The 22263-nt window shown below is 69.9% G+C and carries 25 protein-coding genes and 1 tRNA gene; 8 read left to right on the top strand and 18 right to left on the bottom strand.

Annotated features, from left to right (window positions below; translation table 11 throughout):
• Positions 1–146: 146 nt before the first annotated feature.
• Positions 147–1148 carry a YIP1 family protein gene (locus ACWGJ2_RS24415; protein ID WP_453348328.1) on the top strand — a complete coding sequence of 334 codons (1002 nt, stop codon included), beginning with the start codon at positions 147–149 and terminating at the stop codon, positions 1146–1148.
• Positions 1149–1318: 170 nt separating this feature from the next.
• Here the strand turns inward: ACWGJ2_RS24415 and ACWGJ2_RS24410 are convergent, their stop codons facing one another.
• From ACWGJ2_RS24410 to ACWGJ2_RS24395, 4 genes are all read right to left on the bottom strand, one after another.
• Positions 1319–2944, bottom strand: a complete 1626-nt coding sequence (locus tag ACWGJ2_RS24410; protein WP_453348327.1) for a ricin-type beta-trefoil lectin domain protein — start codon at positions 2942–2944, stop codon at positions 1319–1321.
• 130 nt (positions 2945–3074) lie between these two features.
• Positions 3075–3572 carry a phosphoribosyltransferase gene (locus ACWGJ2_RS24405; RefSeq protein WP_453348326.1) on the bottom strand — a complete coding sequence of 166 codons (498 nt, stop codon included), beginning with the start codon at positions 3570–3572 and terminating at the stop codon, positions 3075–3077.
• 39 nt (positions 3573–3611) lie between these two features.
• Complete coding sequence (dcd, locus tag ACWGJ2_RS24400) at positions 3612–4187, bottom strand: dCTP deaminase (protein WP_453348325.1); 576 nt, start codon at positions 4185–4187, stop codon at positions 3612–3614.
• A 186-nt stretch (positions 4188–4373) separates the two neighbouring features.
• Positions 4374–4538 carry a hypothetical protein gene (locus ACWGJ2_RS24395; RefSeq protein ID WP_453348324.1) on the bottom strand — a complete coding sequence of 55 codons (165 nt, stop codon included), beginning with the start codon at positions 4536–4538 and terminating at the stop codon, positions 4374–4376.
• A gap of 222 nt (positions 4539–4760) precedes the next feature.
• On the opposite strand from ACWGJ2_RS24395, the gene ACWGJ2_RS24390 reads away from it, so the two are divergent.
• Positions 4761–4834, top strand: a tRNA-Gly gene (locus tag ACWGJ2_RS24390).
• Between the two features lie 63 nt (positions 4835–4897).
• On the opposite strand, the gene ACWGJ2_RS24385 is transcribed toward ACWGJ2_RS24390, so the two are convergent.
• The 11 genes from ACWGJ2_RS24385 to ACWGJ2_RS24335 all read right to left on the bottom strand — a co-directional run bounded on the left by ACWGJ2_RS24385 (position 4898) and on the right by ACWGJ2_RS24335 (position 14308).
• The gene (locus tag ACWGJ2_RS24385; RefSeq protein ID WP_453348323.1) at positions 4898–6070 is read right to left on the bottom strand and encodes a tyrosine-type recombinase/integrase; all 1173 of its coding nucleotides are present in this window, start codon (positions 6068–6070) and stop codon (positions 4898–4900) included.
• Positions 6070–6312: an excisionase family DNA-binding protein gene (locus tag ACWGJ2_RS24380; RefSeq protein WP_453348322.1), complete on the bottom strand. Its 243-nt coding sequence runs from the start codon at positions 6310–6312 to the stop codon at positions 6070–6072. Before ACWGJ2_RS24380 ends, ACWGJ2_RS24385 begins: the two co-directional genes overlap by 1 nt.
• Before the next feature lie 564 nt (positions 6313–6876).
• Entirely contained in the window at positions 6877–8352 is a 1476-nt protein-coding gene (locus ACWGJ2_RS24375; protein WP_453348321.1) for an ATP-binding protein, read from the bottom strand.
• 1 nt (position 8353) lies between these two features.
• Entirely contained in the window at positions 8354–9226 is an 873-nt protein-coding gene (locus ACWGJ2_RS24370) for a bifunctional DNA primase/polymerase (RefSeq protein ID WP_453348320.1), read from the bottom strand.
• A gap of 242 nt (positions 9227–9468) precedes the next feature.
• A complete protein-coding gene (locus ACWGJ2_RS24365) occupies positions 9469–11694 on the bottom strand; it encodes an FtsK/SpoIIIE domain-containing protein (RefSeq protein WP_453348319.1) in 2226 nt (741 codons plus the stop codon).
• A 90-nt stretch (positions 11695–11784) separates the two neighbouring features.
• The gene (locus ACWGJ2_RS24360) at positions 11785–12096 is read right to left on the bottom strand and encodes a hypothetical protein (RefSeq protein ID WP_453348318.1); all 312 of its coding nucleotides are present in this window, start codon (positions 12094–12096) and stop codon (positions 11785–11787) included.
• Between the two features lie 3 nt (positions 12097–12099).
• Positions 12100–12363, bottom strand: a complete 264-nt coding sequence (locus tag ACWGJ2_RS24355) for a hypothetical protein (RefSeq protein ID WP_453348317.1) — start codon at positions 12361–12363, stop codon at positions 12100–12102.
• 34 nt (positions 12364–12397) lie between these two features.
• Complete coding sequence (locus ACWGJ2_RS24350; protein ID WP_453348316.1) at positions 12398–12700, bottom strand: hypothetical protein; 303 nt, start codon at positions 12698–12700, stop codon at positions 12398–12400.
• Complete coding sequence (locus tag ACWGJ2_RS24345) at positions 12697–13590, bottom strand: protein spdB (RefSeq protein ID WP_453348385.1); 894 nt, start codon at positions 13588–13590, stop codon at positions 12697–12699. The genes ACWGJ2_RS24350 and ACWGJ2_RS24345 overlap by 4 nt, the downstream gene beginning before the upstream one ends.
• A 17-nt stretch (positions 13591–13607) precedes the next feature.
• Complete coding sequence (locus ACWGJ2_RS24340; RefSeq protein ID WP_453348315.1) at positions 13608–14054, bottom strand: Pycsar system effector family protein; 447 nt, start codon at positions 14052–14054, stop codon at positions 13608–13610.
• A complete protein-coding gene (locus ACWGJ2_RS24335; protein WP_453348314.1) occupies positions 14051–14308 on the bottom strand; it encodes a DUF6284 family protein in 258 nt (85 codons plus the stop codon). Before ACWGJ2_RS24335 ends, ACWGJ2_RS24340 begins: the two co-directional genes overlap by 4 nt.
• A gap of 439 nt (positions 14309–14747) precedes the next feature.
• Between ACWGJ2_RS24335 and ACWGJ2_RS24330 the strand changes: the two genes are divergently transcribed.
• From ACWGJ2_RS24330 to ACWGJ2_RS24320, 3 genes are read left to right on the top strand one after another with little or no spacing between them, the layout of a single operon-like run.
• Positions 14748–15560, top strand: a complete 813-nt coding sequence (locus ACWGJ2_RS24330) for a GntR family transcriptional regulator (protein ID WP_453348313.1) — start codon at positions 14748–14750, stop codon at positions 15558–15560.
• A complete protein-coding gene (locus ACWGJ2_RS24325; RefSeq protein WP_453348312.1) occupies positions 15550–15939 on the top strand; it encodes a hypothetical protein in 390 nt (129 codons plus the stop codon). Before ACWGJ2_RS24330 ends, ACWGJ2_RS24325 begins: the two co-directional genes overlap by 11 nt.
• Positions 15936–16586, top strand: coding sequence for a YdcF family protein (locus ACWGJ2_RS24320; protein WP_453348311.1), 651 nt, complete (start codon positions 15936–15938; stop codon positions 16584–16586). The genes ACWGJ2_RS24325 and ACWGJ2_RS24320 overlap by 4 nt, the downstream gene beginning before the upstream one ends.
• 20 nt (positions 16587–16606) lie before the next feature.
• Here ACWGJ2_RS24320 and ACWGJ2_RS24315 read toward each other — a convergent pair whose 3' ends face one another.
• On the bottom strand, positions 16607–16870 hold the full coding sequence (locus ACWGJ2_RS24315; protein WP_453348310.1) for a GntR family transcriptional regulator: 264 nt from the start codon (positions 16868–16870) through the stop codon (positions 16607–16609).
• A gap of 791 nt (positions 16871–17661) precedes the next feature.
• Between ACWGJ2_RS24315 and ACWGJ2_RS24310 the strand changes: the two genes are divergently transcribed.
• Both ACWGJ2_RS24310 and ACWGJ2_RS24305 read left to right on the top strand, forming a co-directional pair.
• Positions 17662–17937 (top strand): PadR family transcriptional regulator, encoded by a 276-nt coding sequence (locus tag ACWGJ2_RS24310; protein WP_453348309.1) that lies wholly within the window; start codon positions 17662–17664, stop codon positions 17935–17937.
• A gap of 446 nt (positions 17938–18383) precedes the next feature.
• Positions 18384–18566 (top strand): hypothetical protein, encoded by a 183-nt coding sequence (locus ACWGJ2_RS24305; protein ID WP_453348308.1) that lies wholly within the window; start codon positions 18384–18386, stop codon positions 18564–18566.
• A gap of 518 nt (positions 18567–19084) precedes the next feature.
• Here ACWGJ2_RS24305 and ACWGJ2_RS24300 read toward each other — a convergent pair.
• Entirely contained in the window at positions 19085–19600 is a 516-nt protein-coding gene (locus tag ACWGJ2_RS24300; protein ID WP_453348307.1) for a hypothetical protein, read from the bottom strand.
• A 208-nt stretch (positions 19601–19808) separates the two neighbouring features.
• Between ACWGJ2_RS24300 and ACWGJ2_RS24295 the strand changes: the two genes are divergently transcribed.
• Positions 19809–20723 (top strand): hypothetical protein, encoded by a 915-nt coding sequence (locus ACWGJ2_RS24295; protein ID WP_453348306.1) that lies wholly within the window; start codon positions 19809–19811, stop codon positions 20721–20723.
• A gap of 91 nt (positions 20724–20814) precedes the next feature.
• Here the strand turns inward: ACWGJ2_RS24295 and ACWGJ2_RS24290 are convergent, their stop codons facing one another.
• Positions 20815–22200 carry a helix-turn-helix domain-containing protein gene (locus ACWGJ2_RS24290; RefSeq protein WP_453348305.1) on the bottom strand — a complete coding sequence of 462 codons (1386 nt, stop codon included), beginning with the start codon at positions 22198–22200 and terminating at the stop codon, positions 20815–20817.
• Positions 22201–22263 lie beyond the last annotated feature (63 nt).

Below are 22263 nucleotides of genomic sequence, written 5' to 3'. Positions count from 1 at the left end.
CGTCGGGAGGTGACGTGAAGATCGCGTGGACACCCGTGGGCCCCCTAGGGACTGGGCCCTACGGGTTGTACCGGAACGGCCACAATGCGGCTCCGACGCCCTTCGGGCCCGCGTCGTGGCCCACCGGACAAGGTACGTTCGATGACGTGGCTGGTTTCAGGATGGGACGCGGCCGGGACACCCGGAGCGCGCAACAGCATGGGCAGTACCCCCCGCAGCAGGCGCCGGGCGGCGCGCCGAGCGCGTACGGACAGCGGGCACCGCAGCAGCCCCCGTACGGCGCGCAGGGCGCGTGGCCCCAGGCGGGCGGCGGGCAGGGCCGACACGGCGGGCCTGACGAGCCCGAGTACCTCGGCGACCCGCGCGCGGCAGGCGGATACGGCCAGGGGCACGGACACGGACACGGTCAGGCGCCGCAGGGCCACGGGCCCGGCTATGGGAGCCCGCAGGGCCACGGACAGGGCCCGGCACAGGACCCGTACGCCAACAACCCGGGCCACACCCAGGCGTTCAGCATCCACGACCCGTACGGTCAGGGCGGTGGTGACGGCGGGTACGGCGACGGCGGGAGCTACGACGCGGGCGGCCCCCCGGGACCGCCCCCTGGTCCGCGGCTGCACTGGAAGGACCTGCTGCGCGGCATCGTGACGCGCCCGAACGCGACCTTCTACCAGATGCGCGACTACCCCGTCTGGGGCCCGGCGCTCATCGTCACGTTCCTCTACGGCCTGCTCGCGATCTTCGGCCTCGACCAGGCCCGCGAGGAGGTCATCAACGCGACGCTGTCCAGCGCCATCCCGTACGTGCTCACCACCGCCGTCGCGGTCGTGCTCGTCGGGCTGATCCTGGGCGCGGTGACGCACACGCTGGCGCGGCAGTTCGGCGGTGACGGTGCCTGGGCGCCGACCGCAGGCCTCTCGATGCTGATCATGTCGCTGACGGACGCGCCCCGCCTCCTCTTCGCCCTCTTCCTGGGCGGCACCGCACCGCTCGTGCAGGTGCTGGGCTGGGTGACCTGGGTCATTGCGGGCGCGCTCTTCACCTCCATGGTCAGCCGCTCGCACGACCTGCCCTGGCCCAAGGCACTGGGCGCCTCCGCGATCCAGCTCATCGCGCTGCTGGTGCTGATGAAGCTCGGCACGCTGTAGCACCTGGCTCCTAGCTGCCGCTGCCGGTCACGAGCAAGCGTGCGTGGGCCCCGCCGGACGCTCCGGCGGGGCCCACGTGTGTCACGGGCACTGTGTCACGGGCGCCGCGTCACAGGCGCCGCGTCACAGGCGCCGCGTCAGGGTCGGGTGCGGGTTCGCCCCTGAGCGGCTCACCCCTGGATGAACCGCTGCCCGGCAGAGCCGTCGCAGCTCTCCAGCCGCACCTCCTCACGCGCACCCGTAAGGGTCAGGCACAGGCTCTGCGCCTCGGTGGGCCGGAGGGTGTCGCCCTGCCGTGTGAACCGCTGGTTGCCGTCAGCCGAGCAGTTCCACAGCACCAGTTCGACGCCCGGCTCGTAGCGCGATCCGGGCACGTCCAGGCACCTGTCCTGGGTCAGCTCGGTGTGCACGGTCCCCGTAGCGGAGTCCCGCCACCAGCCCTGGTTGCGCTGCGACGCGGCGCAGTCCCAGCCGCCGACGGCCGTGCCGTTGCGCGTGGAACTGCCGCGCACGTCGAGGCAGCTTCCGGTGCCCGCGTTGCGCAGCGACGTGAAGACGTCGTCCCAGGCGATCTCGTACAGCTTCGGCTGCCCCGAGCCCGCCGGGTCGGCGCAGGACGCCTCGCGCACGCCGTTCGCCGTCCCCGCCTCGTAGACGCGGGTCAGGCACTCGGCGAAGGCGCCGTGCCCGCGCGCGTTGGGGTGGAAGGACTGGCGTACGGAGTTGGAGTCCGGCGGGAACGGGTTCGTCAGATCGACGTACAGGCCCCGCGCCCTGGTGTCGTCCATGCAGACCTCGTGGCCGTGGAAGAGCCGCGAGGCGTCCAGGTACGTCGCGCCCGTGCGCTGCGCGACCGTGCGCATGCCCTTCTCGAAGGCGGGCACGGCCTCGTTGCGGCCCCACGCCGAGTCGCTGGTGTAGCCGGTGCAGCCGCCAGGGAGCTTGCCGGGGTACCGCGGGTTGTCCTCGATGTCGGGCCCGATGGGGCTGGGGTAGCCCATGACGACGAGCTGGTAGTCGCCGTCCGCGTAACCCGCGTCCCGCATCACGGTCTTCAGGTCGTTCACGGTCTGCTCGACCTTCGGCACGAGCCCGTCGACCCGCGCCTGCCAGCCCGGCGCGTACTTCGGCTGGCACGGCCCCTGGAGCAGGAACCAGCGCGTGACGCAGTCCGTCATCACGGGCCCGAACTGGAGGTCGTCGTTGGCGCCCGCGACCAGCGTGATCTGCTTCAGCCTGGTGTTGCGCGCGGCGATGGCCAGGCTGTCGCTCTGCACCAGCTCGTCCGCGTACTGCTTGGTCCCGCCGATGCGGATGTTCGCCGTGCTCGCGCCCGAGCAGGCGACGTTGTACGTCACGTCCGCGGCGATACCGGTGCGGTGCACGGCCGCGTCGGGCGAACGGTGGCACCAGTTGTCGGGCCCGTTCGTGCCCGGTTCGTAGGTGCCGACGCCCTCGCCCGAGATCTCGCTGTCGCCCAGCGAGATGAGGGAGGACTGGCGCTCTTCCACGGGGCGCTGCGCGGGATCTCCGTACAGCTTCGCGGCCTCGGCCGCCCTGATCTTCTCCAGCTCCGGTGACAGGGGCGCTGCGGCGTCCGTCGCCGCCGTTCCCCCTGCCGCCGCGGCGGCGTCTGGCGGGTTCACCAGGGTCCCGCCGCCGTACGCCAGCGCCAGCGCCGTCACCGCCGCGATCGTGGCCGCGACGGATCTCGCGGGCCTCGCGGATTTCGCGGGTCGCGCGGTTTTCGGGGGTCGCGCGGTTTTCGCGGGTCTCGCAGGTCTCGCACGTGCCATGAGGTGGTCTCCCTCCGGCTGGCCTCATCCGTTACCCGCGGTTCTTACCCGCAGGTATCGCAGAAGGGAAGGGCGCGCGCAGGCCATCCGCCGCGCGCGCCCTCCGTATCCAGCCGTGGGCCCAGGGCCGTCAGGCGTCGAGGACCTGACCCTCGCGCCGTACGACGGGCGGCTCGACGGACCAGGGGAAGTTGATCCACTGATCGGTCCGCTTCCACACGTACTCGCACTTCACCAGGGAGTGCGACTTCTCATAGATCACCGCGCTGCGCGTGTCCGCGACGTGCTCGGCGCAGAAGTCCTGCACCAGCTTCAGCGTCTTGCCGGTGTCGGCGACATCGTCCGCGATGAGCACCTTCTTGGCGCTCAGGTCCACGACGTTCGGCACCGGCGGCAGCATCACGGGCAGGTCGAGCGTCTCGCCGACCCCGGTGTAGAACTCGACGTTCATGACGTGGAGGTTCTTCACGTCCAGGGCGTAGCCGAGGCCACCGGCGACGAAGAGCCCGCCGCGTGCGATGGACAGGATGATGTCCGGCTCGTACCCGTCGTCGGCGACGGTCTGCGCCAGCTCGCGGATGGCCTGCCCGAACAGCGAATACGTCAGGTTCTCGCGCTCGTCACTCACGTGTCTTGCTTGCCTCTCTCAGACCTTCCCGGGTCTCCCTCAGACCTGGGTGCGATGGAAGTTCAGGAACGAGCGCGACGGCGTGGGCCCGCGCTGGCCCTGATAACGGGAGCCGTAGCGGGCGGACCCGTACGGGAACTCGGACGGGGACGTCAGCCGGAACATGCAGAGCTGACCGATCTTCATGCCCGGCCACAGCTTTATGGGGAGCGTCGCGACGTTCGACAGCTCCAGCGTCACATGGCCCGAGAACCCGGGGTCGATGAAGCCGGCCGTCGAGTGCGTCAGCAGCCCCAGCCGTCCGAGCGAGCTCTTGCCCTCCAGGCGCGAGGCGATGTCGTCCGGCAGCGAGACCACCTCGTAGGTGGAGGCCAGCACGAACTCGCCGGGGTGGAGGATGAACGGGTCGTCCCCCTCGGCCTCGATCAGCCGCGTCAGGTCGGCCTGCTCGACGGCGGGGTCGATGTGGGGGTAGCGGTGATTCTCGAACACCCGGAAGAAACGGTCGAGCCGGACATCGATGCTGGACGGCTGCACCATCGACGGATCGTACGGGTCGATCCGCACCCGGCCTGCGTCGATCTCGGTCCGGATGTCCTTGTCTGAGAGAAGCACGGACCGAGACTACGCGCACGACGCGGGGCCGGCCCAATCGGACCGGCCCCGCGTCTCACTGCCTGCTGTCTCGCTGCTCGCTGCCCTTCGTCCGGTCCCTGACCGGGTCCGGGCCTTGCCCTTGCTCTCTCGCGCTTGCGCTTGCCTTGCTCTTCGCCCGTAGCCGGGCCCGGCCCGTAACCGGGCCTAGCGCTTCTGCTCGCCTACGGGCACCGCGTGCCGCAGCCGCGCGCATCGCGGGCAGCGCAGCAGCCTGCCCGGTCCGATCCGGCCGGAGCCGAGATTCTGCATCGGGAACGTCGAGGTGCTGAACACGTGCCCTTCGGCACACCGAACGACGGTGGACTCCATCGCTTCCCTCTCCCCATGTACGTGGACGACAAAAGCCACGTTAGGGGATGAAGCGGGCGTGACCACCAGCGGCACTCCGCTCCCCAACCGTACGCCTCAACTCCCCCACCCCGTGCCCCGTTCCCCTCCCGAGGAACAGCAAAAGGACCCCTCGCGCTGTGCGGCCGGGGTCCGGGATGGGGTACAGTATCCGCTGATGAGCCGGTCACTCTGCGGCTCCTCGCGGGCGTAGTTTAATGGTAGAACATGAGCTTCCCAAGCTCAGAGCGCGGGTTCGATTCCCGTCGCCCGCTCCAACGACTAAGGCCCAGCTCAGGGACATGATCCCCAAGCTGGGCCCTTGTGTTGTCTAGACCGATTCAGGCGTCGCGCACCACCTCCGCACCACCTTCATGATCAGCGCGCGACTTCCTGGCCTTCTCTCGCTCTTTCTGGATCATGCTTTCGAGTCCGGCCGCGACCTCTATCTGCCGGTCGTCGTCAGAGTGCTGGTAGATGAGCGCGGCCTTCTCCGAGGACTGTCCAGCGCGCACCATCGTGTCCTTGAGCGTCGCCCCCGAACGCGTCGAGAGGGTGTGCCCCGTGTGGCGTAGGTCATAGAACCGGAAGCCCTCCGGCAGACCGGCCACCACACGGGCCTTGCGCCACTTCCGCCCGAAGGAAGAGCGGCGAAAGGGGGCGCCCTTCTCCCCGACGAACAGCAGCCCGTTCGGACCCGGCTCCGCGAACCACTCCAGGTGCCAGCGAAGTTCCCGCTTCATGAACCGGGGCAGGGCAACGAAGCGCTTCCCGGCCTCTGACTTCGTCTCGCCGGGAGCACGCCGCCCCGTGCACAGCTCAGGCTCGGCATCGTCAATCCACACACCGACCCGGTCCAGGTCCACATCCGGGCGACGGAGCGCCGCTTGCTCTTCCGGCCGGGCAGGGCCGTAGGCCGCTATGTACACCATCAGGCGCCAGCGGGGGCCAATCGCGTCCGCCACGGCATCGACCTGGGGGACAGTGGCGATGCGTCGCTCCGCAGCCTTCTCCTTCCCCGCCCCCTTGATGCGGCAGGGGTTGCGGCGGACCAGTTCATCGTCCGTGGCGGTTTCCATGATGGCCTTGAGCAGCCGGTAGGACTTGGCCACGGTGGTCTTGGCCCCCGTGGTCTTGAGACGTTCCGTGCGCCACGAGCGGACACGAGGGGGCGTGATCTCGTCCAAGTCCAGTTCCCCGAAGGTGGGCAGAATGTGCAGCCGGAGAAGGCGCTGGTACAGCTCGACTGTCGTTGCGGACAGTTCCCGTTCATCAACCCAGGTGAGCGCGTACTTCTCGAAGTTGACCGCGCCAACATCCGGGTCACGCCAATCGCCACGGGTGAGGTCCGCCTCCACCTGAGACAGCCAGACCTCGGCTGCGGTCTCGCTGTCGAAAGTCTCCGGGGCGCGGCGCCGCTGCCCATCGGGGCCGATGTAGGAAGCGGACCACCGACCGGAGCGGTAACGCCTTACCGCTCCGAACCGGCGGAACTTCTTGCCCTTGCCTGCCATCAAGCCACCTTCCTGTACCGACGGGAAACCGGCCGACTGGGCAAAGCCGGGACTGTTCGCGCTTCCAGGTATTCGAGGACCGCGCTCTCTGGGATGAGGACGCGGTGCGTGTCCTTGACGTACGTGATGCGCCGCTCAGCGATCAGGCGGCGCACGTAGCGCTCACCGCCCAGGTACACGGCGGCCTCGCGCACGGACAGATGAGGTTCGAGAGGCTTTACCACTCTCAAGGTGCTTCCCATAACGTTCCTCCAACGGAGGGCGGGGCCCTCCTTTTCAGTCCGCTACTTCCGCTAACACGCAGGTCAGCGGCTTTGCTTAGTCGCGGATTGGGGCCGCTACCGGCCCGACTCCGCGAGGGCGGGCCGGTAGCGGCAACGTGGGTTCCAGGTGCTTGCGTGTGTCCGAGCTGCGGATTTCTGCGTCACCGCGTCATCTGCGTCATGCGTGGCCCTGGCCTGCGGTTTTGGGTGACGCAGGGGTGTGGGGGTGCGTCATCGGGTGACGCAGGGCTGCGTCACCCGTGACGCGGATGACGCAGGATGACGCAGCCGTTGGCCGTCTGCGTCACGGCTGTCGCCGCAGGCCAGGGGCCGTTTTCCGTCCTGCGGTGACGCAGGTGACGCAGGGTTTCTTTCTTAGGAAAAAAGAGGGGGTGTCTGTGGTGGTGTGGTGCCGCTCAAGGCGTGGAGAAGGAGCCGCTTCGCGGCACGTCTCTTGGGCGGCGCGTTGCGCCGAACAGCAAGAGGAGCACCCGTCGCCGTGAACCGGGGTGCTCCTCTTGCTTGTCCCGGCGACGGGCACGGTCAGAAGACCTCGCCCTGTTCCTGCGGGGGTGGGGGTGCCTGTCGGGTCATCTCCAGGTAGCGGCCCTCCCGGGTGCGGCCCGAGTCGATGAGGACACCCCGGGCGGCAAGGGTGGGCTGGAGCCGCTTGAGCCGGTCGGAGAGGACCTTGCCCGTGGTCGGCCACCCCTTGGGCATCGGCCGCAGCTCCTCGCCCGCGTAGAGGCGGCTGAGGTGGTGCAGCCACTCGGTGGAGGTCATCCGCTGCGCCGCCCCCGGCTCGATGCTGGCGGCGTGCTGCAACACGGTCTGCGCCAGCAGGTCGCCCTCGATCACGTCGTCATTCAGGTCATCCAGACTCGTGCGGTAGGCGGCCAGCGCTCCGAGGCCTGTGGCCGCGTCGAGCTGCGCGCACAGGTGCGCGAAGTCCGCCATCCGCAGATCCGTCGGGGTCTCCGCCTCGGCAGCACGCACCTTCACCGTCAGATCCAGGAGCGACCCGAGGACGACGGGCAGGATCTCCTCGAACTCCGCCCACAGCTCCGCCTCGGTGCGCCGCACGCGGGGGCGTTCCAGACGGAGCGGCAGGAGCCGTTCCGCGAGGTCGCCACGGATGACGCCCACGTCGATGCCGGTCAGGAGCAGGGGGCGGCGGTAGCCGACGCGGAACACGTCCCCGTCGGTGAACAGGGCCCGCTTGACGTTCTCCGCGCCCGTGACGATGCAGCACACGGCGTCCGACAGGTCCGGCGTCAGGTGGGAGAGGTTGTCCAGCGCGGTGACCCACCCGGCCGCGACCGCTGCGATCAGGTTCTCTTCATCCTTCGGAGCGCGGCGCAGGTCGCCGCTCATGCCCTCGATGATCCGCACCAGCATCCGCCCCCCGGTGGACTTGCCCGCGCCCTGCGGCCCGGTGAGGAACGGCGCGGGCACCGGTACGGACGGTCCCAGGCAGCCGATGAGCCAGGCGAGGGCCAGGCATTCGGTCTCGGCTGTGGCGAAGTTGCACAGCCGCAGCAGCAGGTCGATGCCCTTGCCGTCGGTGTCCTTGACCGGGAGGGGGAGTTCCCCGGTGAGCTGGGTACGGCGCCAGCACACCTCACGCGGGTCGGGGGTGGTGATCTCCCAGCCGGTGGGGTGGATGCGCACCGACTGCCCGTCGGCCCGTCCCAGGTCCAGCCACGTCGCGCCGTCGAAGCCGGGGGCGACGCGGATGTGCACGGGCTGGGTGTCCTCGGTCAGCGCGAGTGCTTCGATCAAGTCCAGCGCCTCCTTGAGCGCGGTGCCGTTGAACACACCGACCCCGTCGCGGAAGAGTCCGACCATGAGTTCCTGGCGGTGGCTGCCCGTGGTGCCCTGGGAGCGGATGGGGCGGGCCACGGGGTGGCCGTTCTTCTGCGCGTACACGGTGCCGTCGGCGGTGCGGAAGTAGCGGAAATGCTGCTGCGCGTAGTCGGTGATGACCTCGCGGGCCGGAGTCTTCTCGTCCTCGGACATGTCACAGCCCCAATGCGGTGCGGGCGTTGGTCCACGCGTCCGTGCAGTGCCGGACCGTCTCCCCCTTGGCTTGCGCGGCCGTGAACAGCCTGCCGACGTGAGCGTCGGTGAGGCAGCCACACCGCCCGTGCGTGGCCAGCACCGCGAGGAACGTGCGGTAGACGGTGGCGTGCACCGCCGCGCGGGCCTCGCTGATGCGCTGCTCCGCCATGGCGATGCCGCGTTCCAGGTAGGCGGGGGTGCGGTGACGGCACACCCCGCCCCCGGCGAGTGCGGGCACAGCGATCGCCTGCGTCACCGGACGGACCGGGGGCGGCTCCTTCACGGCCAGCGCGCGCACGGCATCCGGCAGGTCCGCCATGGTGCCGGTGCCGGAACCGAGCCAGCGGGCGTACTGCATGGACGACTTCACATCCACACCGGGCCGTACGGCGTTGGCGGACTGCATGACGCCCCGGTAGATCCAGTGCTCACCCCGCGTCGTCGGCACGGTCCGCGTGGCAGGCAGGTTCTTGCGGGCCCAGGCGATGGCGTCCGGGGTGTCGAGGTCCACGACGGTCAGCCCGGCCCCGCCGGGGTGGTAGGCGACGGCCGCCGCTTGTCCCCACGCGTACCGCCAGGGACCGGAGCTGACGACGTCCGGGTCGGTCGTGGCGGCGGCCCACCCGTGACAGACACCGGGGCACTCGCAGGCTCCTGCGCTCTTCATGTTCGGCCGCCCGCCACAGACGTTGTTGGCGCACGCGCGGCAGTTGCCGAACGGCACCTTGCCTCGCCGCAGCGGCAGCACAGGGACACCCGAGGCCGCGAGTGCAAGCGCGGTGTCCAGGCACGGCCTGTTCCGCGCTCGTGGACTGTCGGTGAGTTGGGTCATGCTGGAGACCTCCAGTTGAGTTGCTGGATGAGGGCGGCCCCGTTTTCTTTGGCGAGATGGGGGGCCGCCCTCGTGTGTGAAACAGAGGGTGTTGAGGGGGGCGGCGGGGGTTGCGTTACCCCCTCTACGGGGTGCTACTTGGCTGGTCAGGGGGGCTCTACCGGGGGGTCTGCCTGGGTAGTGGTCCCCCGCTACGCGACGGGTGCGGGTAGAGCCCCGTCGCGGGGGCCTGGGGTAGGGGGTCAGGTAGTGGGGGTGCCCTCTACCGGCTGCGTGGGGGTGCTCTGGCGGGCGGCGAGCAGCAGTTCCTCGGGGACGGCGGCTTCGAGGTCGGAGCGGCGCCATCCGGCCCGGTTGACGCCGGAGATCTTGACCTGCTTGCTGGTGCGTTCGACCCCCGCGGTTTCCAGTTCGGCCGCGAGCTTGTCCGCGTCCCAGTCGCCGTAGCGGTCCTCGTCCGCGTTGACCAGGCGGTTGAGGAGGTCGGCGGTGTGCATGCGGTCGGAGTGGCGCATGGCGTCCAGGCAGTCCGAGAGGACCGGGGCGATGACGAGCCCGGCCTGGTCAGCCTTGGCGGTCACGTCTCCGGCGGCGTCGCCGCTGATCTGCCCGACTGCTTCGCGCAGCGCGCGGCCCTTGAGGCACAGGGTGTTGAACTCGGTGGTGGTCAGCAGGTCGTTCTTGACCGTGGCGTAGGAGGCGGGGCCGGTGACCAGCACGGTGACGCCCTTGTGGTCCTCCGACAGCAGCGAGGCATCCGCGCCGGTGGCGGCCTTGCCCGAGCCGAGAACCATGTCCGAGCTGGTCTTGTCGGTGACCTGGGTGCAGCAGCGGATGGTGATGATCTCCCGCAGCTTCGTCGGCACCGACTTGGCGTCCGGCCGCTGTGAGGCGTAGTTGGAGATGAACCCGGCGGCCGGGCCGCGCCGCGCGATGCGGCCCAGGTCGTCCACGACCTCCTCACGCTCCTTGTCGTCCATGGTGAGGAAGGCTTCTTGCAGCTCATCGACGGTCAGGAAGATGAACGGGAGCCGGTACTTCTCGATGATCTGCGGGGTGAGCTTGCCCTCGGGGCAGATGGAGGTGGGCAGGCCCCTGAAGAGCGCGAAGCGGCGTTCCATCTCCGCCAGCAGCTCCTTGAGCATGGCCTTGAACGCCTCGATGGCGTCCTGTTCGGCGCCCAGGACGAGGCGGTGGGCGACGTGGCGCATGCCCATCCAGTCCTGCCCGCCCTTGAAGTCCGCGACGTAGTGGCGCACCCACGGGTCCAGCAGTCCGGCCGCCGTCATCAGGCGCTGCGTGAACGTCTTCCCCCGCCTCGGGAGGCCGCCGAAGAACATCGACTGCCAGATGACCGGGACATCGACGCGGTTGCCGCGTGCGTCCTGCCCGAAGGGGATCGGGTCCCAGATGGAGAAGCGCTCCATGCGCGCGAGGGCGGAGGGAACCGGGTCGGCCAGGTAGGGGTCATCGTCGGCGACCCACATCGAGACGCGGCCCGCGTTGCCGCCCTTCGCGGCGCGCACGCGGGACATGATGACCTGGATCTCATCCACCCCGAGTTCCTGGGCGAGAACTTCCCGCTTGGCCAGGACATCGGAGGCGGTCTTGCCGCCGCCGCGCGGGAGGTCGAAGACCACGGCCCAGCCCTTGCCGTCACGGACCGGGCCCATCACGCAGGTCACCTTCGGCCCGTCGTCGTCGCCCTTGCCTGCCTTGAGGAGTCCTGCGGCGCGCAGCGCGTCGTTGAGCTGGGTGGCGGACATGTCCACGCGCAGGGGCGGGGCGCCCTGGTCCAGGAGACGGGTCTCCTCCCCGCGCCCGAGGTAGGCGAGCGGGACGCCGACTGCGGCGGCCACTCCGGTCTGCAAGAGGGGGTCAGCCAGGTACAGCCCCGTAGCGGCGGCGGCCACCCCGGTCGCGGCGATACCGAACCGCCACCGCCGCGTCTGGGTACGGGCGGCGTGCGCGGCCTGGTGGCGGGCGGCCAGCTCCACATCCTCCGGCCGTGCCCGGGTCTGGGCGCGCAGGGCTTTGACGGTGGCGGTGTGGTCCTGCGCGGTCAGGGTGGGCCAGATGCCCGCGCAGGCCCGGAACAGGCCGCGTGCGGCCAGCAGTACGGCCTTGAGCAGGTACTTGGGGGCGCGTACGCCGTGGTAGCGGGTGTGCCACCACGACAGCCGCGCCAGCGCGGTCACGTTCGCCTGGATGGAGGCGCGGGAGCGGGCCCAGGCGGGCAGGACCGGCGCATCCGGCACGGTCAGCCAGTCCGCCAACGGGTTGTCCGGCCGGTCCACCGCCTCCACCACGCGCACGGTCCCGGTGCCGGCCGAATCCTCACCCGGCGCAGAACCGGGCTCGTCCTTGACCAGGCTGACCGCAGGCGTGGGGGCGGGGCGGTGGTCGTCGAGGTGGTGCACGGTGCCCATCACGGGCTCTTGCTGCGGAGTGGCTTCGGGCTCGGGCATGCTGGTCTTCTCCTGTCTGCTCTCGGGTGGTGCAGGGGCCCGCGACGGCCGACGTTGCTGGCAGGCTTGGGCGGCCGTCGCGGGGCGGACTTACCTGCGGGCGCGCTCGACGGCGCGCAGGTGGCGTTCGGCGGCCTTGCGCTTCTCGCGGGCTGCGGCGCGCTCGGGGCCGCGAGGGGCGGTGCGCTCCGCGACCGTCGTGGCGGCCACCTCGTTGCGGGCGGCCTTCAACGCGGCTGCGTGGGCGGCGGCTTCACGATGGGCGCGGTCCTCGGCGCGGCGGTCGATCGCGTCGAGCTGCCGCTCGATGGGCGAGATGTCGCCTGCCGACTTCTTGGCTCCCTTGGCCAGCAGCCGGGCGCGGGACAGCTTCTCGGTGCGGGTGTAGAGGCGGTCAGCCATGGGTCAGTGCTCCTTGGTGAAGTCGGCCCACACGGACCGCAGAACGACGACGCACACGGTCAGGGACACGGCGCCGATCGCGAACGCGACCATGGACACCGACAGGGCCACGGCCAGGAAGCTGCCGCCGACCCCGATACCGATCCACTTCACGGCGCCCCCGCCGTTCTGCGGGGCGGGCGGGTAGTGCGGCTGGGTGCAGGCGGGCGGCTGCGGGCGGTCGTAGCAGCCGCACCCGGCCTCATGCCGATGCGCGGGAACGTTCACGGGAACCTCCGGAAAGGGGTGGTAGGGCGCGGGCTCAGGCCACGGCGCCGGTTGTGCGGGCTTCCGCGCGGCTGAGCTGATCGGCCCGCACGCGTGGTGTGGTGGTGTGCCAGGGGAAGGGGCGGATGCCGTCAGCCGCCTGGTGGACCCGGATCGCGGCACCGGGCGGGGCGTCGGGCAGCGGGTGAACGCTGCCGCCGTCCAGGGAGGCCAGGAGCCGGGCCGCGTGATGCCCGCAGCCCGCAAGGCCGGAGCCCTGCGCGTCCTGGACGGTGACCGTCACCGGGCCACAGCAGGCGTCGGGGTCTTCGGGGTGGGCGGCGGGGCAGCGCGTCATGACCGCCCCTCCCCGCCCACGCGGGAGTCAGCCGAAGTGGCCACGCGCTTCCAGGCGGCCCGCAGGCGGACCTCGGAGGCGGCGTGACCGGCCGCGCGGAAGCGGGCGGCCGTCTCCCGGTATGACAGGGGCGGGGTGTCGCTGTCCCGGATCTGGAGGACCAGCGCGTCCAGTGCCTCATCCGTGAGCGCGGGCGCTGCCTCCAGCGCGGGCACGGGTTCGGTGGGGCCCCAGATGGGGAGTTCCCAGCGGGGTGTGACGCCGGGTGTGACGGGGGCCGTCACGCTGGTCAGCGCCCTGCCCGTGCCCTCCCCCTTCCGCGCCTTCTCCAGGGTGGCCCACGCGTGGGAGAGGGTTTCGGCGGTCGCCGCCTGGACGCGTGCGACGCGTGCCCCCGCCTGGGTCACGGCCGCAAGGCGGGTCTCTTCCGTGCCTGCCTCGGCCCGCAGTCGGGCGCGGGCCACGGCCGCCTCGTCCCGTGCTTCCTGCTGGATGCCCTGGATCGCCTCCAACGCGGTGGGGGTGAGCGCGGTGCGCTCCCACAGGCTGTGGACGACCCAGAGGGCTTTGGCCGCCAGCGGCAGCCAGGCGACGGACAGCCACGCGACGGCGGAGTGTTCGGCGGTGAGCGCGTGCGCGACCAGCACGCCCGTGGCGCCCAGGCCGAAGGCCCAGCCGATGACGGTCACGGTGCGGTTGTGGTCACCCTGGGCGGCCAGACGGCGTTCGTAGGCGAGGGTGGCCAGCCATCCCCCGTCGATGCCCAGACCGACGACCAGCGCGACCGGCTTGGGCACCGCCCCGCCCAGCCACATCACGACCACGGCCAGGGTCAGGACCATGGAGACGGCCGTCATGGCGACGGCGGGCAGCATCGTCGTCGCGCGCATCCGGCGCGCCCAGGCCCTCATGCCACACCCCTGGCGGCCAGGAGAGCGGCGAGGACTAGCAGGGCCCCGCCTACGCAGGTCAGGTCTACCGCGCGTCGCAGGCCCCGGTACTTGGCCACGGCGAGGCGGGAGAGTCCGGCGACGTCGGCCGCGAGGTCGCGGTCGGTGGTGGTGGCGGTGATCTCCTCGGCCGTGAGGGTGGCCCACAGGGGGAAGCCGTGACGGCCGCCCAGGTTGGGGCGGACCGAGCGCAGCAGCAGCCCGGCCGCCGCGACCAGCAGCCCCATGCCAAGCCCGCCCACCACGAGGGCGGGAGCGGTCAGGGGGGCGTCCTTGGCCACCGTCCAGGCTCCGGCCAGCACGGCGCCGACGAACGCCAGCAGCAGAGCGGTCTTGCTGTCGGTACGGGTGATCTCCGCCTTCACCTCGGCATGCGCTGCGGACAGCGCGTCCTCGCGGGTCATGCCGCATCCCCCGTCCCCGCCAGGTTGGCAGCGGCAGCGCGGGCGTCCAGCACCTTGTGGAACGCGCGGCGCAGACGCCGCGCGTCCAGCTCGGACGGCGTGCGGTTCATGGTGATGATCTGCGCGTCCAGCAACTCGACCTCAGCGTCGATGACGGGCATCTCCGCCTCGATGGCATCCAGCTCAGCGGCCGTGGGCTCACGCCACGGAGCGAAGGCCGTAACAGCCTCCTGAACAGTCACGATGTGATTCACGGGTGTGTCCTCTCAGACAGGACGGCCCTACAGCGGCCCCGGTGTTCCAGCACCGGGGCCGCGCGCCGTTAAGGGGTAGCCCCGCCCGTACGGCTGTGCCGGACGGGCGGGGAGATAACAGACCGCAGCGCTGTGCGCTGCGAAGCGGTCAGAGTTCGTGCGGTGTCTCCTTCGGGAGCGCGCTCCCGTTTCAGGCGTATGGAGACGTGGCCTTTCGGCCTAAGCCCTCCGGGATGACAAGGACCCGGGTCCCTCGGCCCGCTCTGTCCCGGGCCCCTCGTCGCGCACGGCGCCAGGCAGCCCGAAGAGGGCCACCCATGGCGACCGCCTTGCAGTCCTAGGACTGCGCGGCGACTGGAACGACCATGCACTAGCAGTCCTGGGACTGTCAACAGTCCTAGGACTATGTTTCACTGGAGTCCGGCGAGAGGAGTTCTGCATGGCGCCCAAATGGCGAGAGCTGGCGGACCGCTTGGCCCTACAGATCCGGAACGGCGAGTTCGCCCCGGGTGAGCAGTTGCCGTACATCCGGGACCTTGTCGAGGCCGGGGAAGGCTCCAAGTCGACGGTTCACGCTGCCTATAGGGCCCTGGAGGCCGAAGGGCTGGTGACCTCGTCACGCGGGCACGGCACCGTCGTACGGCCGCAGACTCCCCTCAAGCGGCTGAGCATCGAGCGATACGACAAGGCGAAGTGGCGCGACGGCGACGAAGTCGCGTTCATCGCGGACCGCGTCGCGTCCGGGCGCGCGTACCGCCGTGGCGAGCAGACGCAGACGGTCGGCCTCGTCGAGGCGCCGCCGGTCGTCGCGGAAGCTCACGGCCTGCCGCCCGGCTCCGAGGTGTACGCGCGGGCGCGGCTCGTGAAGGAAGGCGAGCAGCCGACGCATTCCCTCACCAGCTACTACCGACCAGAACACGTCGAGGGAACACGCCTCGTGGACCCAACCCCGGGCCCGGCCGGTCGCGGTGGCGGTTACCGGGTGCTGTACGACGCCGGGTACGAGATCGACCACATGCGAGAAGAGCTGTTCGCCCGCACCCCGACCCCGGACGAGGTGAAGCTGCTCCTGCTGCCAGTGGGCGAACCCGTCGTAGAACTGCACCGGAGCACATTCACGGCTGACGGAACCCTGGTCGAGTTCGCCATCGGCGTGCACGCGGCGTCCCGCTTCGCCTGGGCGTACGACTTCAAGGTCCCCGACTCCGCCAACGACCAGAACCCCGAGAAAGGAAGCCCCCGTGCCGAGTGAAGGAAAGCCGCAGCCGATCGACACTGCGGTCATCACGACCCCCAGTGACGTCCCCACTGCGGACCTGTGGCAACTGACGCCCCGGCGGGAGCACCACACCGCACGTGTTCTCGGCCAGGACGCGAGCGATGCCGGCGCCACGGACGTGCTCGCCGCACTCGCCCTCGGCACCGTGATCCGCCGCGTCCTCGACGACCAGGAGCAGCGTCTGCTGTTCGAGGGGCTGCGGCACGGAGCGACATGGGAACAGCTCGCGGGAGCGCTCGGCGCGACCGACCTCGCACAGGTCCAGGCCGAGTTCATGACGTGGGCCGAGCAGCTCCCGGACGACGAGGCCACCGAGGCGCTGCGCCTCGTGGGAGGCGGGAAGGCGAAGTGATCTCAGCACAGGCATGGGAAGACGCTCAGACCATCTGGGACTACCACCAGATGCACCACGAACCGCGCCCGTGCTCGGTCGCGGTCGGCCTGGGCAGCCACGACCTGGGCGTAGCTGATACGACGGTCGGTCTCTATCGGCGCGGCATGGCGCCGCTCATCCTCTTCACGGGCTCGACGAGCCCCACGACGCGGGAGCGCATGCCGCGCGGTGAAGCGGTCCACTACCGAGAGCGCGCCCTTGAACTGGGCGTCCCCGAGTCCGCCGTGCTCGTCGAGCCGAACGCCCGCAACACGGGCGAGAACATCCGCTTCAGCCGGACCGTGCTCGAAGAGCAGGGCGTCGACGTCAAGTCGGTGCTGCTGGTCAGCAAGCCCTACGAGGAGCGCCGGGCGTACGCCACGGCCCACAAGCTGTGGCCGGACGTCGAGATCGTGAGCGCGTCCACGCCGATGACGCTTACTGATTACGTCGACTCGATCGGGGATGCGCGGCTGGTCATCGACATGCTTGTGGGGGCGCTCCAGCGCTTGCTGATCTACCCCGAGCAGGGATTCATGGTCGCCCTGCCGGTGCCCGACGACGTGATGGGCGCTTACGACCGGCTGCGCGACGAGGGGTTCACGAGCCGCCTGGTGGCGTCGTAGAAAAGGGGCCGGTGGGCCGCTCAGGTGTCGGCGGGCGGTTGGCCAACGTAGGTGCCGCGTCCCTGCACGGTCCACACCACGCCGTCCTCGGCCAGCAGTGCGATGGCGCGGCGGACCGTGGAGCGGGCCAAGCCGTACTCCTGCACGAGGCGGGTCTCCGAGGGGATCGGCCGCCCCTCCGCCCAGTCGCCACGCGCGATACGGGCACGCAGGATCTCGGCGAGCTGCCGGTACGGGGTCACCGGTCCCTCGTGGTCAATCTCCGCGTTCGGGTCTGCGGCCATGGTCACGACGCTATGCAGCCCTATACGCGGCGGCACTTTGAGATACGTATCGATACGAGTCGAGACAGGGCGATACAAGTAGGTCTACGCTGCCGATACGCAGAAGCCCCGACAGCCGGGCGAACGGCTTCGGGGCGCGGACACCAGCCTGAGGAGCTGACGCCGTGAACGACTCTAGCCGCAGCGGCCGAACGGATGAAGCGCCCCGTCAGTCGATGTTGAGGCTGCGGGTGTATCGGATCAACGCAGAGACCGGGGCCCGCACAGAGCTGCCTGCGGTGGACTCGACGCCGGATGGCCCGCTGATCAGCCAGCGGTACCCGCTGTGCCGCTGTGGCTCCTCCCGCTGCCCCGACCGGGAGGGGACGCGGTAATGGGTACCGAGACGATGCCCTGGTACCCGCTCGGCCCGTGCGCGGACTGCGCCGAGTGGAGTTCCGCAGTCGAGGTGATCCCTGCGGTTCCGCAGGAGGGGAAGGGCGGGGTGCAGGACGTGCTGGCCTGCCTGCGACACGCCGCACCGTATATCTCTCGTAGTCGTGACCTGGAGTGGCTTGCGCGTCGGCGGGCTGCGTCCACTAACGAGACATTCGAGAAAGCACTCACCGCCTGTTCTCGCGTACCCAATCCCCCCGCTGAAATTCCCTCCACCTCAGGGCTGCAATACACGTACCACATTTAGCGTACAGAATACGTAAATGCATATCTCGCGCTCGATATATGCTCACGCCTGACGCCAAGATGAACCCATGTCCGCCTTGAGACTCACGAGACCCACCCTAGACGTCCTCATGGTGTTGCTCAGGGCCACGCCTGACGATCCAGTCTGGGGCCTCAAGATCTGCAACGATGCAGATCTTGGCCCCGGCACGGTCTACCCGATTCTCGACCGCCTCGTCGGGCGCGGTTGGATCATTTCTCACGACGAGACTGATCCGCATCCGGGCAGGCCCCCGCGCCGCTACTACGAACTCACCGGCGGCGGTCGCCAGAAGGCTTCGGAGTCAATATCAGAGCGCGCCGCAAAACGGGCTCGAAAGTTCGGTTTCGCTGGTGGTACGGCGTGAGAAAACACCGCGCAAGTAGGCGTCGCGCCAGAATGCAGCGACACATGCTACCCGCGCTCCCCTTCTCCGTCGTATCAGTCACGACGGCAAACTACGCAGGGTTTTCAAAGACCGGTTGGCTTCTATTGTTCTTGGGACAAATGCTATGCGGTTTCGCAGCGGGAATGATGGAAATTCGCAGCCGGAAGAAACATCTATCTCGCCGCACCTCGGCCGGTACATGCGTCGCTCATATTGCCGAATCTCTTGCAGGAAAGCAGCGGAATATGGGCCCCGTGTGGTGTTCCCACCTAGCAGGGGACGGGGTGACGTACACACCGTGGCAGAGGCGTCGTCTGGCACTTGGTTTCCTCTGGGCTGCGGTCCGGATGCGGATGAATGACCTAGGGGCGCCGCTCTGGCGACCGGTGGACTGGCTGCTCTCGACGTCTTCGCGAATGAACGCCGTGATCACTCTGTCAACGGGTGGGATGGTGGTCTACTTCGCCTACGACGGCGGCTTCCACAGCGTAGTGACGGACGGCGCCGAGCCCTGCGCGATCCTCGGTGGCGGCCTGTTCGCCCTGGGGCGGTGGCTGCGTCGCATTCGCGGGATTGAGCTCAGCTCAGGCCGGGTCGACGAGGCGTAGCCTTCGAGAAGATGGTGGTGAGGCCCTGCCTAATAATTCGGGCGGGGATTCACCGTACTGCCGCGCCTTCGTCAGTGCTCAGTGCACGTAACACCCCCTACGCGCTAGGCGAAGGTGCACCACTTCCGCACCACTTGGGTCGGGAACTGACGGTAAAACATGGTCAACTGCCGCCCCACCGACCTCGTTGTTTTCCCAGGTCAGAGTGCCTTTTTGCTGCATGTCGCGCAGATTCCCAAGCTCAGAGCGCGGGTTCGATTCCCGTCGCCCGCTCAGCACAGAACCCCCAGGTCACCGGCCTGGGGGTTGTTTGTTGTCTAGGCCAATTCGGGGCCGCGTGCCACTCGCGTGCCACAAGTGCCCAGTTACCGCGCACCGAGAGGGTCGCGCAAGCCCTCGCCAACACTTCCGATGAGGCGTCATTCCGCATCATGAGACGGACTTCGTGTGGCCTGCGCCACTCATGGGTGGGCTGGGGGCGCTGTTGCCGCTGCGAAGAGGGCGTTTGCGGGGCGCCGCTACGCGGCGGGCTCGTCCAAGGCGAACGGGTGGCCGCGCCTGCCCCTGCCGAAGGGCTTGAACCATGAGGCGATACCCAGAGGAGTGACGCCGAGCGAGTCGGCCGCAGGGTCCTCGTCAATGCCGTCCATCGAGTCGTCGTACAGCCACTCGAAGTCCCTGTCCTCGTAGATCTCGTCGGCGAAGCATTCGAGTGCTTCCGATACTCCGGGGCTAAGGAGCCCGAAGCTATCCAAGGTGACGGTTGCCTGGTCCAGGAGGAACTTCAGCGCCAGTTCCTCCGCAACGCAGGTGAGCTGTTGGAAGCTACCGTCGGTGAACCGCGTGGTCATCGCCACGACGGTGACGAGGAAACGGCGGGCAAATCGCTCGTCGTACCGCAACACATAGCGGTCCGGCAGCTCGTCGAGGACCCACATCGGGCGTTCGCACTGGGCGACGTTCGACTTCTCCTTCATCAGCGCGTGCACGTCCTGGAACAGCTCGTCCACGAGCACGACCGTTCCCCAGACCACTGCCCCGGCAGCGAGGCGCGCGTCCTCTTCCGATACCGCTGTCGTACTCCTCGCCCCCGTCCTCCTTGTCCTCCTCATCGAGCACTCCGAAGGAAGCAGGTACGAAGGACCTGAGTTCAGCGGACATCGCGGTGATCCGGCGCCGCATGGCCTCTCGTTCAGCGTCCAGCTCCGCCGGGCCAGGGCCCTCTCCCGCGGACTTGGCCGTGTGCAGCGCCCGGCGGGATGCCGGGCCGTCCGCGGCGTCCAGGCTCTCCTGGGCGAGTTCGGGGTGGAGCTGGACCTCGCTGCTCTCGACGGTCCAGTCGGCCAGCAGCTCCGACCGTTCCAGCAACTCCTCGATGACCGAGCCGACGGCTTCCTCTGCCATCTCCAGCGACGGCGCCTCCACGAAGACCTTGAGCAGGGCCCCGCCTGGATACACGGCCACGATGCCCTCGCCGACATCGACCTCGATACCGTCCGGCCCCTCGACGGCCTCGACGGAATCGATTCCGTCCTTCAGCAACGCGGTGGCCCCCGCTCGCTGCAACGCATCCAGCTCCGGCGCCCCCTCCGGGACGCGCGTGTCCACGCTCACGACGTATGTCACGACGACAGCGTGGCAGGCCAGCCACCGCGCCCGCAGGGGAACGACCGTGTCGTCCGTCGACTCACCCTCCGCTACTGCGTCGCGGGCGCCCGCAAGGAAGCAGACCGGTCCTTCGCCCGCGCGCGAAGTCTGATCGAGGAGGGGCCGCCGGAGGACGCCCCGCCATGGGCGTGGTGGGTGTCGGCACGCGAGATCGACCGGCAGCACGGCCGCGTCCTGTCCACGGTCGGACGGTGGCGGGAGGCGATCCCGGTACTGCGTCGCGCGTCGGACGAGCGCCAGGGCGTCCACGTCGGGTGCGGCATAGCGTCGAACGTCTGGTTGCTCGACTCGTTGCTGCATGTGGAGGCGTGGGACGAAGCGCGGGAGACGGCAGAAGCCCTCATTCCCGCGGTAGCGGAAGTGTCCTCCATCGCGACGCTGAACACTCTTCGACGCGTGGTCAGCACAGATGCGGCGGATCGAGCACCAAGTGACCTCCGAGACGCACTGTGGTACCTGCGCGACAGCACCACCGACCCGTTGGCGTGATGAGCGCGCTGCCTTCGTGACGGCCACCGTCGACAACACCCGCAATGCTGTTGTCACTTGCGGTCGTTCGTCGGGTCGCTTCGCCGTACGTTCACGCGGCGCCGGTGCGCTGGGCGAAGGCGGTCAGTTCGGCGGTGGTGCCCCGGCGGTTGAGGAGGCTGCGGGTCAAGGTGCGCACGGACTCGCGGTGGGCCTCCTGCGGGGCAGCCCGCTCGATGGCGAGCAGCGCTCGGAAGCCCTCGCGGGGGCGTCCTGCCGCGAGGTGGGCACGGGCGGTGTCCAGGAAGAGGCGGGCGGCTCGCTCGCGGGGCAGGCCGCGAGGGTCGACGCGACGGGCGCACGCGAGGGCTGCCCCGGGGTCGCCCAGGATGTGGTGAACGGAAACCTCGTGGAGGGCCACCTGGCGGGGCCCGAACCAGCCCGCACCGCCGGGTGTTCCCTGTACTGCGGGTGTGGTGGTCAGGCGGGCGGCGGTGGCGCGTGCGGAGTCGAGCAGTTCCCGTGCGGTCGGCCCGTCGCCTGCCTTGGCGGCGGTGTAGGCGGCGGTGGCGTAGAGGTTGCCGAGTTCGGAGAGGCGGGTGGGGGCTGGTGCGGTGCGGTCGGCGGCCAGGTCGTCGGCGGCCCGCACGATGGTGTCCAGGGCGCGGTCGTGACGGTCGTGGCGGCGGTAGCCGGAGGAGAGCATGCGGCGTGCCTCGGCCAGTGCTACGGCGTCCCCGCAGGCGCGGGCGTGCAGCAGCGCGCGGTCGGCCGCGAGGAGCACCAGTGGGTCATCCCCCGACTTGATGGCTGCGCGGGCGGCGATGCTGTAGAGGGCCGAGCGCGTGCTCGCGCCCTGTTCTCCCTCAGTGGCGTCGGCGAGCGCGAGGTGCCGGGGCAGATCGGCGGCGAGCTGTAGATAGTCTCCGGCGGCCAGGGCCCGGCGAGCGGCGGCCACCGCCCGCTGCCGTGCGACGGCCGTCGGCTCGATGTCCGGCTGCGGCGTCCCGTGGACCAGGGCCTGCTCCAACGCGCTCAGGTCCGGGTCCCGTCCGGGGGCGGCTGCCGCGGACGGCGCGGGCAGAACTCCGGCCAGGGCCGTCGCAGCGGCGGCCTGGCCGGTCAGGGCGAGGAGTTTCCTGCGTCGCACCGCATCCTCCGGGGCCTCGAAGTCGCCTCTCCCCGGCACCCTAGTGGGGTCGGCGCCCCAGTGGGGCGGGAGCGGAGGCGATCCGCCCGTACGGGGCATCCCCAGGGCCTCGGGCGGGATGCGCAGGACCGTGGCCAGGGTGCGTACGGTGTGCCAGTCGGGGGTGACCTGTCCGGTCTCGATCCGGCTGATGGCGCTGTGGGAGTACCCGCACTTCAGGCCGAGCTGGGTCTGGGTCATCCGGGCGGCGGCCCGCGCGGCGCGCACCACGGCCCCTAAGTCGGGCGGAGGAAGCAGCATCTCGGGCATCTCGGCTGTCTGCACCAGGTCCTCCCGGCGCGCAGGCATCGGCGGTCCTTCGACGCTAGCGGCGGTGTCCGCCGCGGGGAGGGCGCGGTCAACAGCGCACGG

It is taken from the genome of Streptomyces sp. NPDC054796 (genome assembly GCF_053611545.1).
The sequence above is the reverse complement of the archived record's forward strand: the minus strand, read 5'-3'. Positions and strand labels throughout refer to the sequence as shown.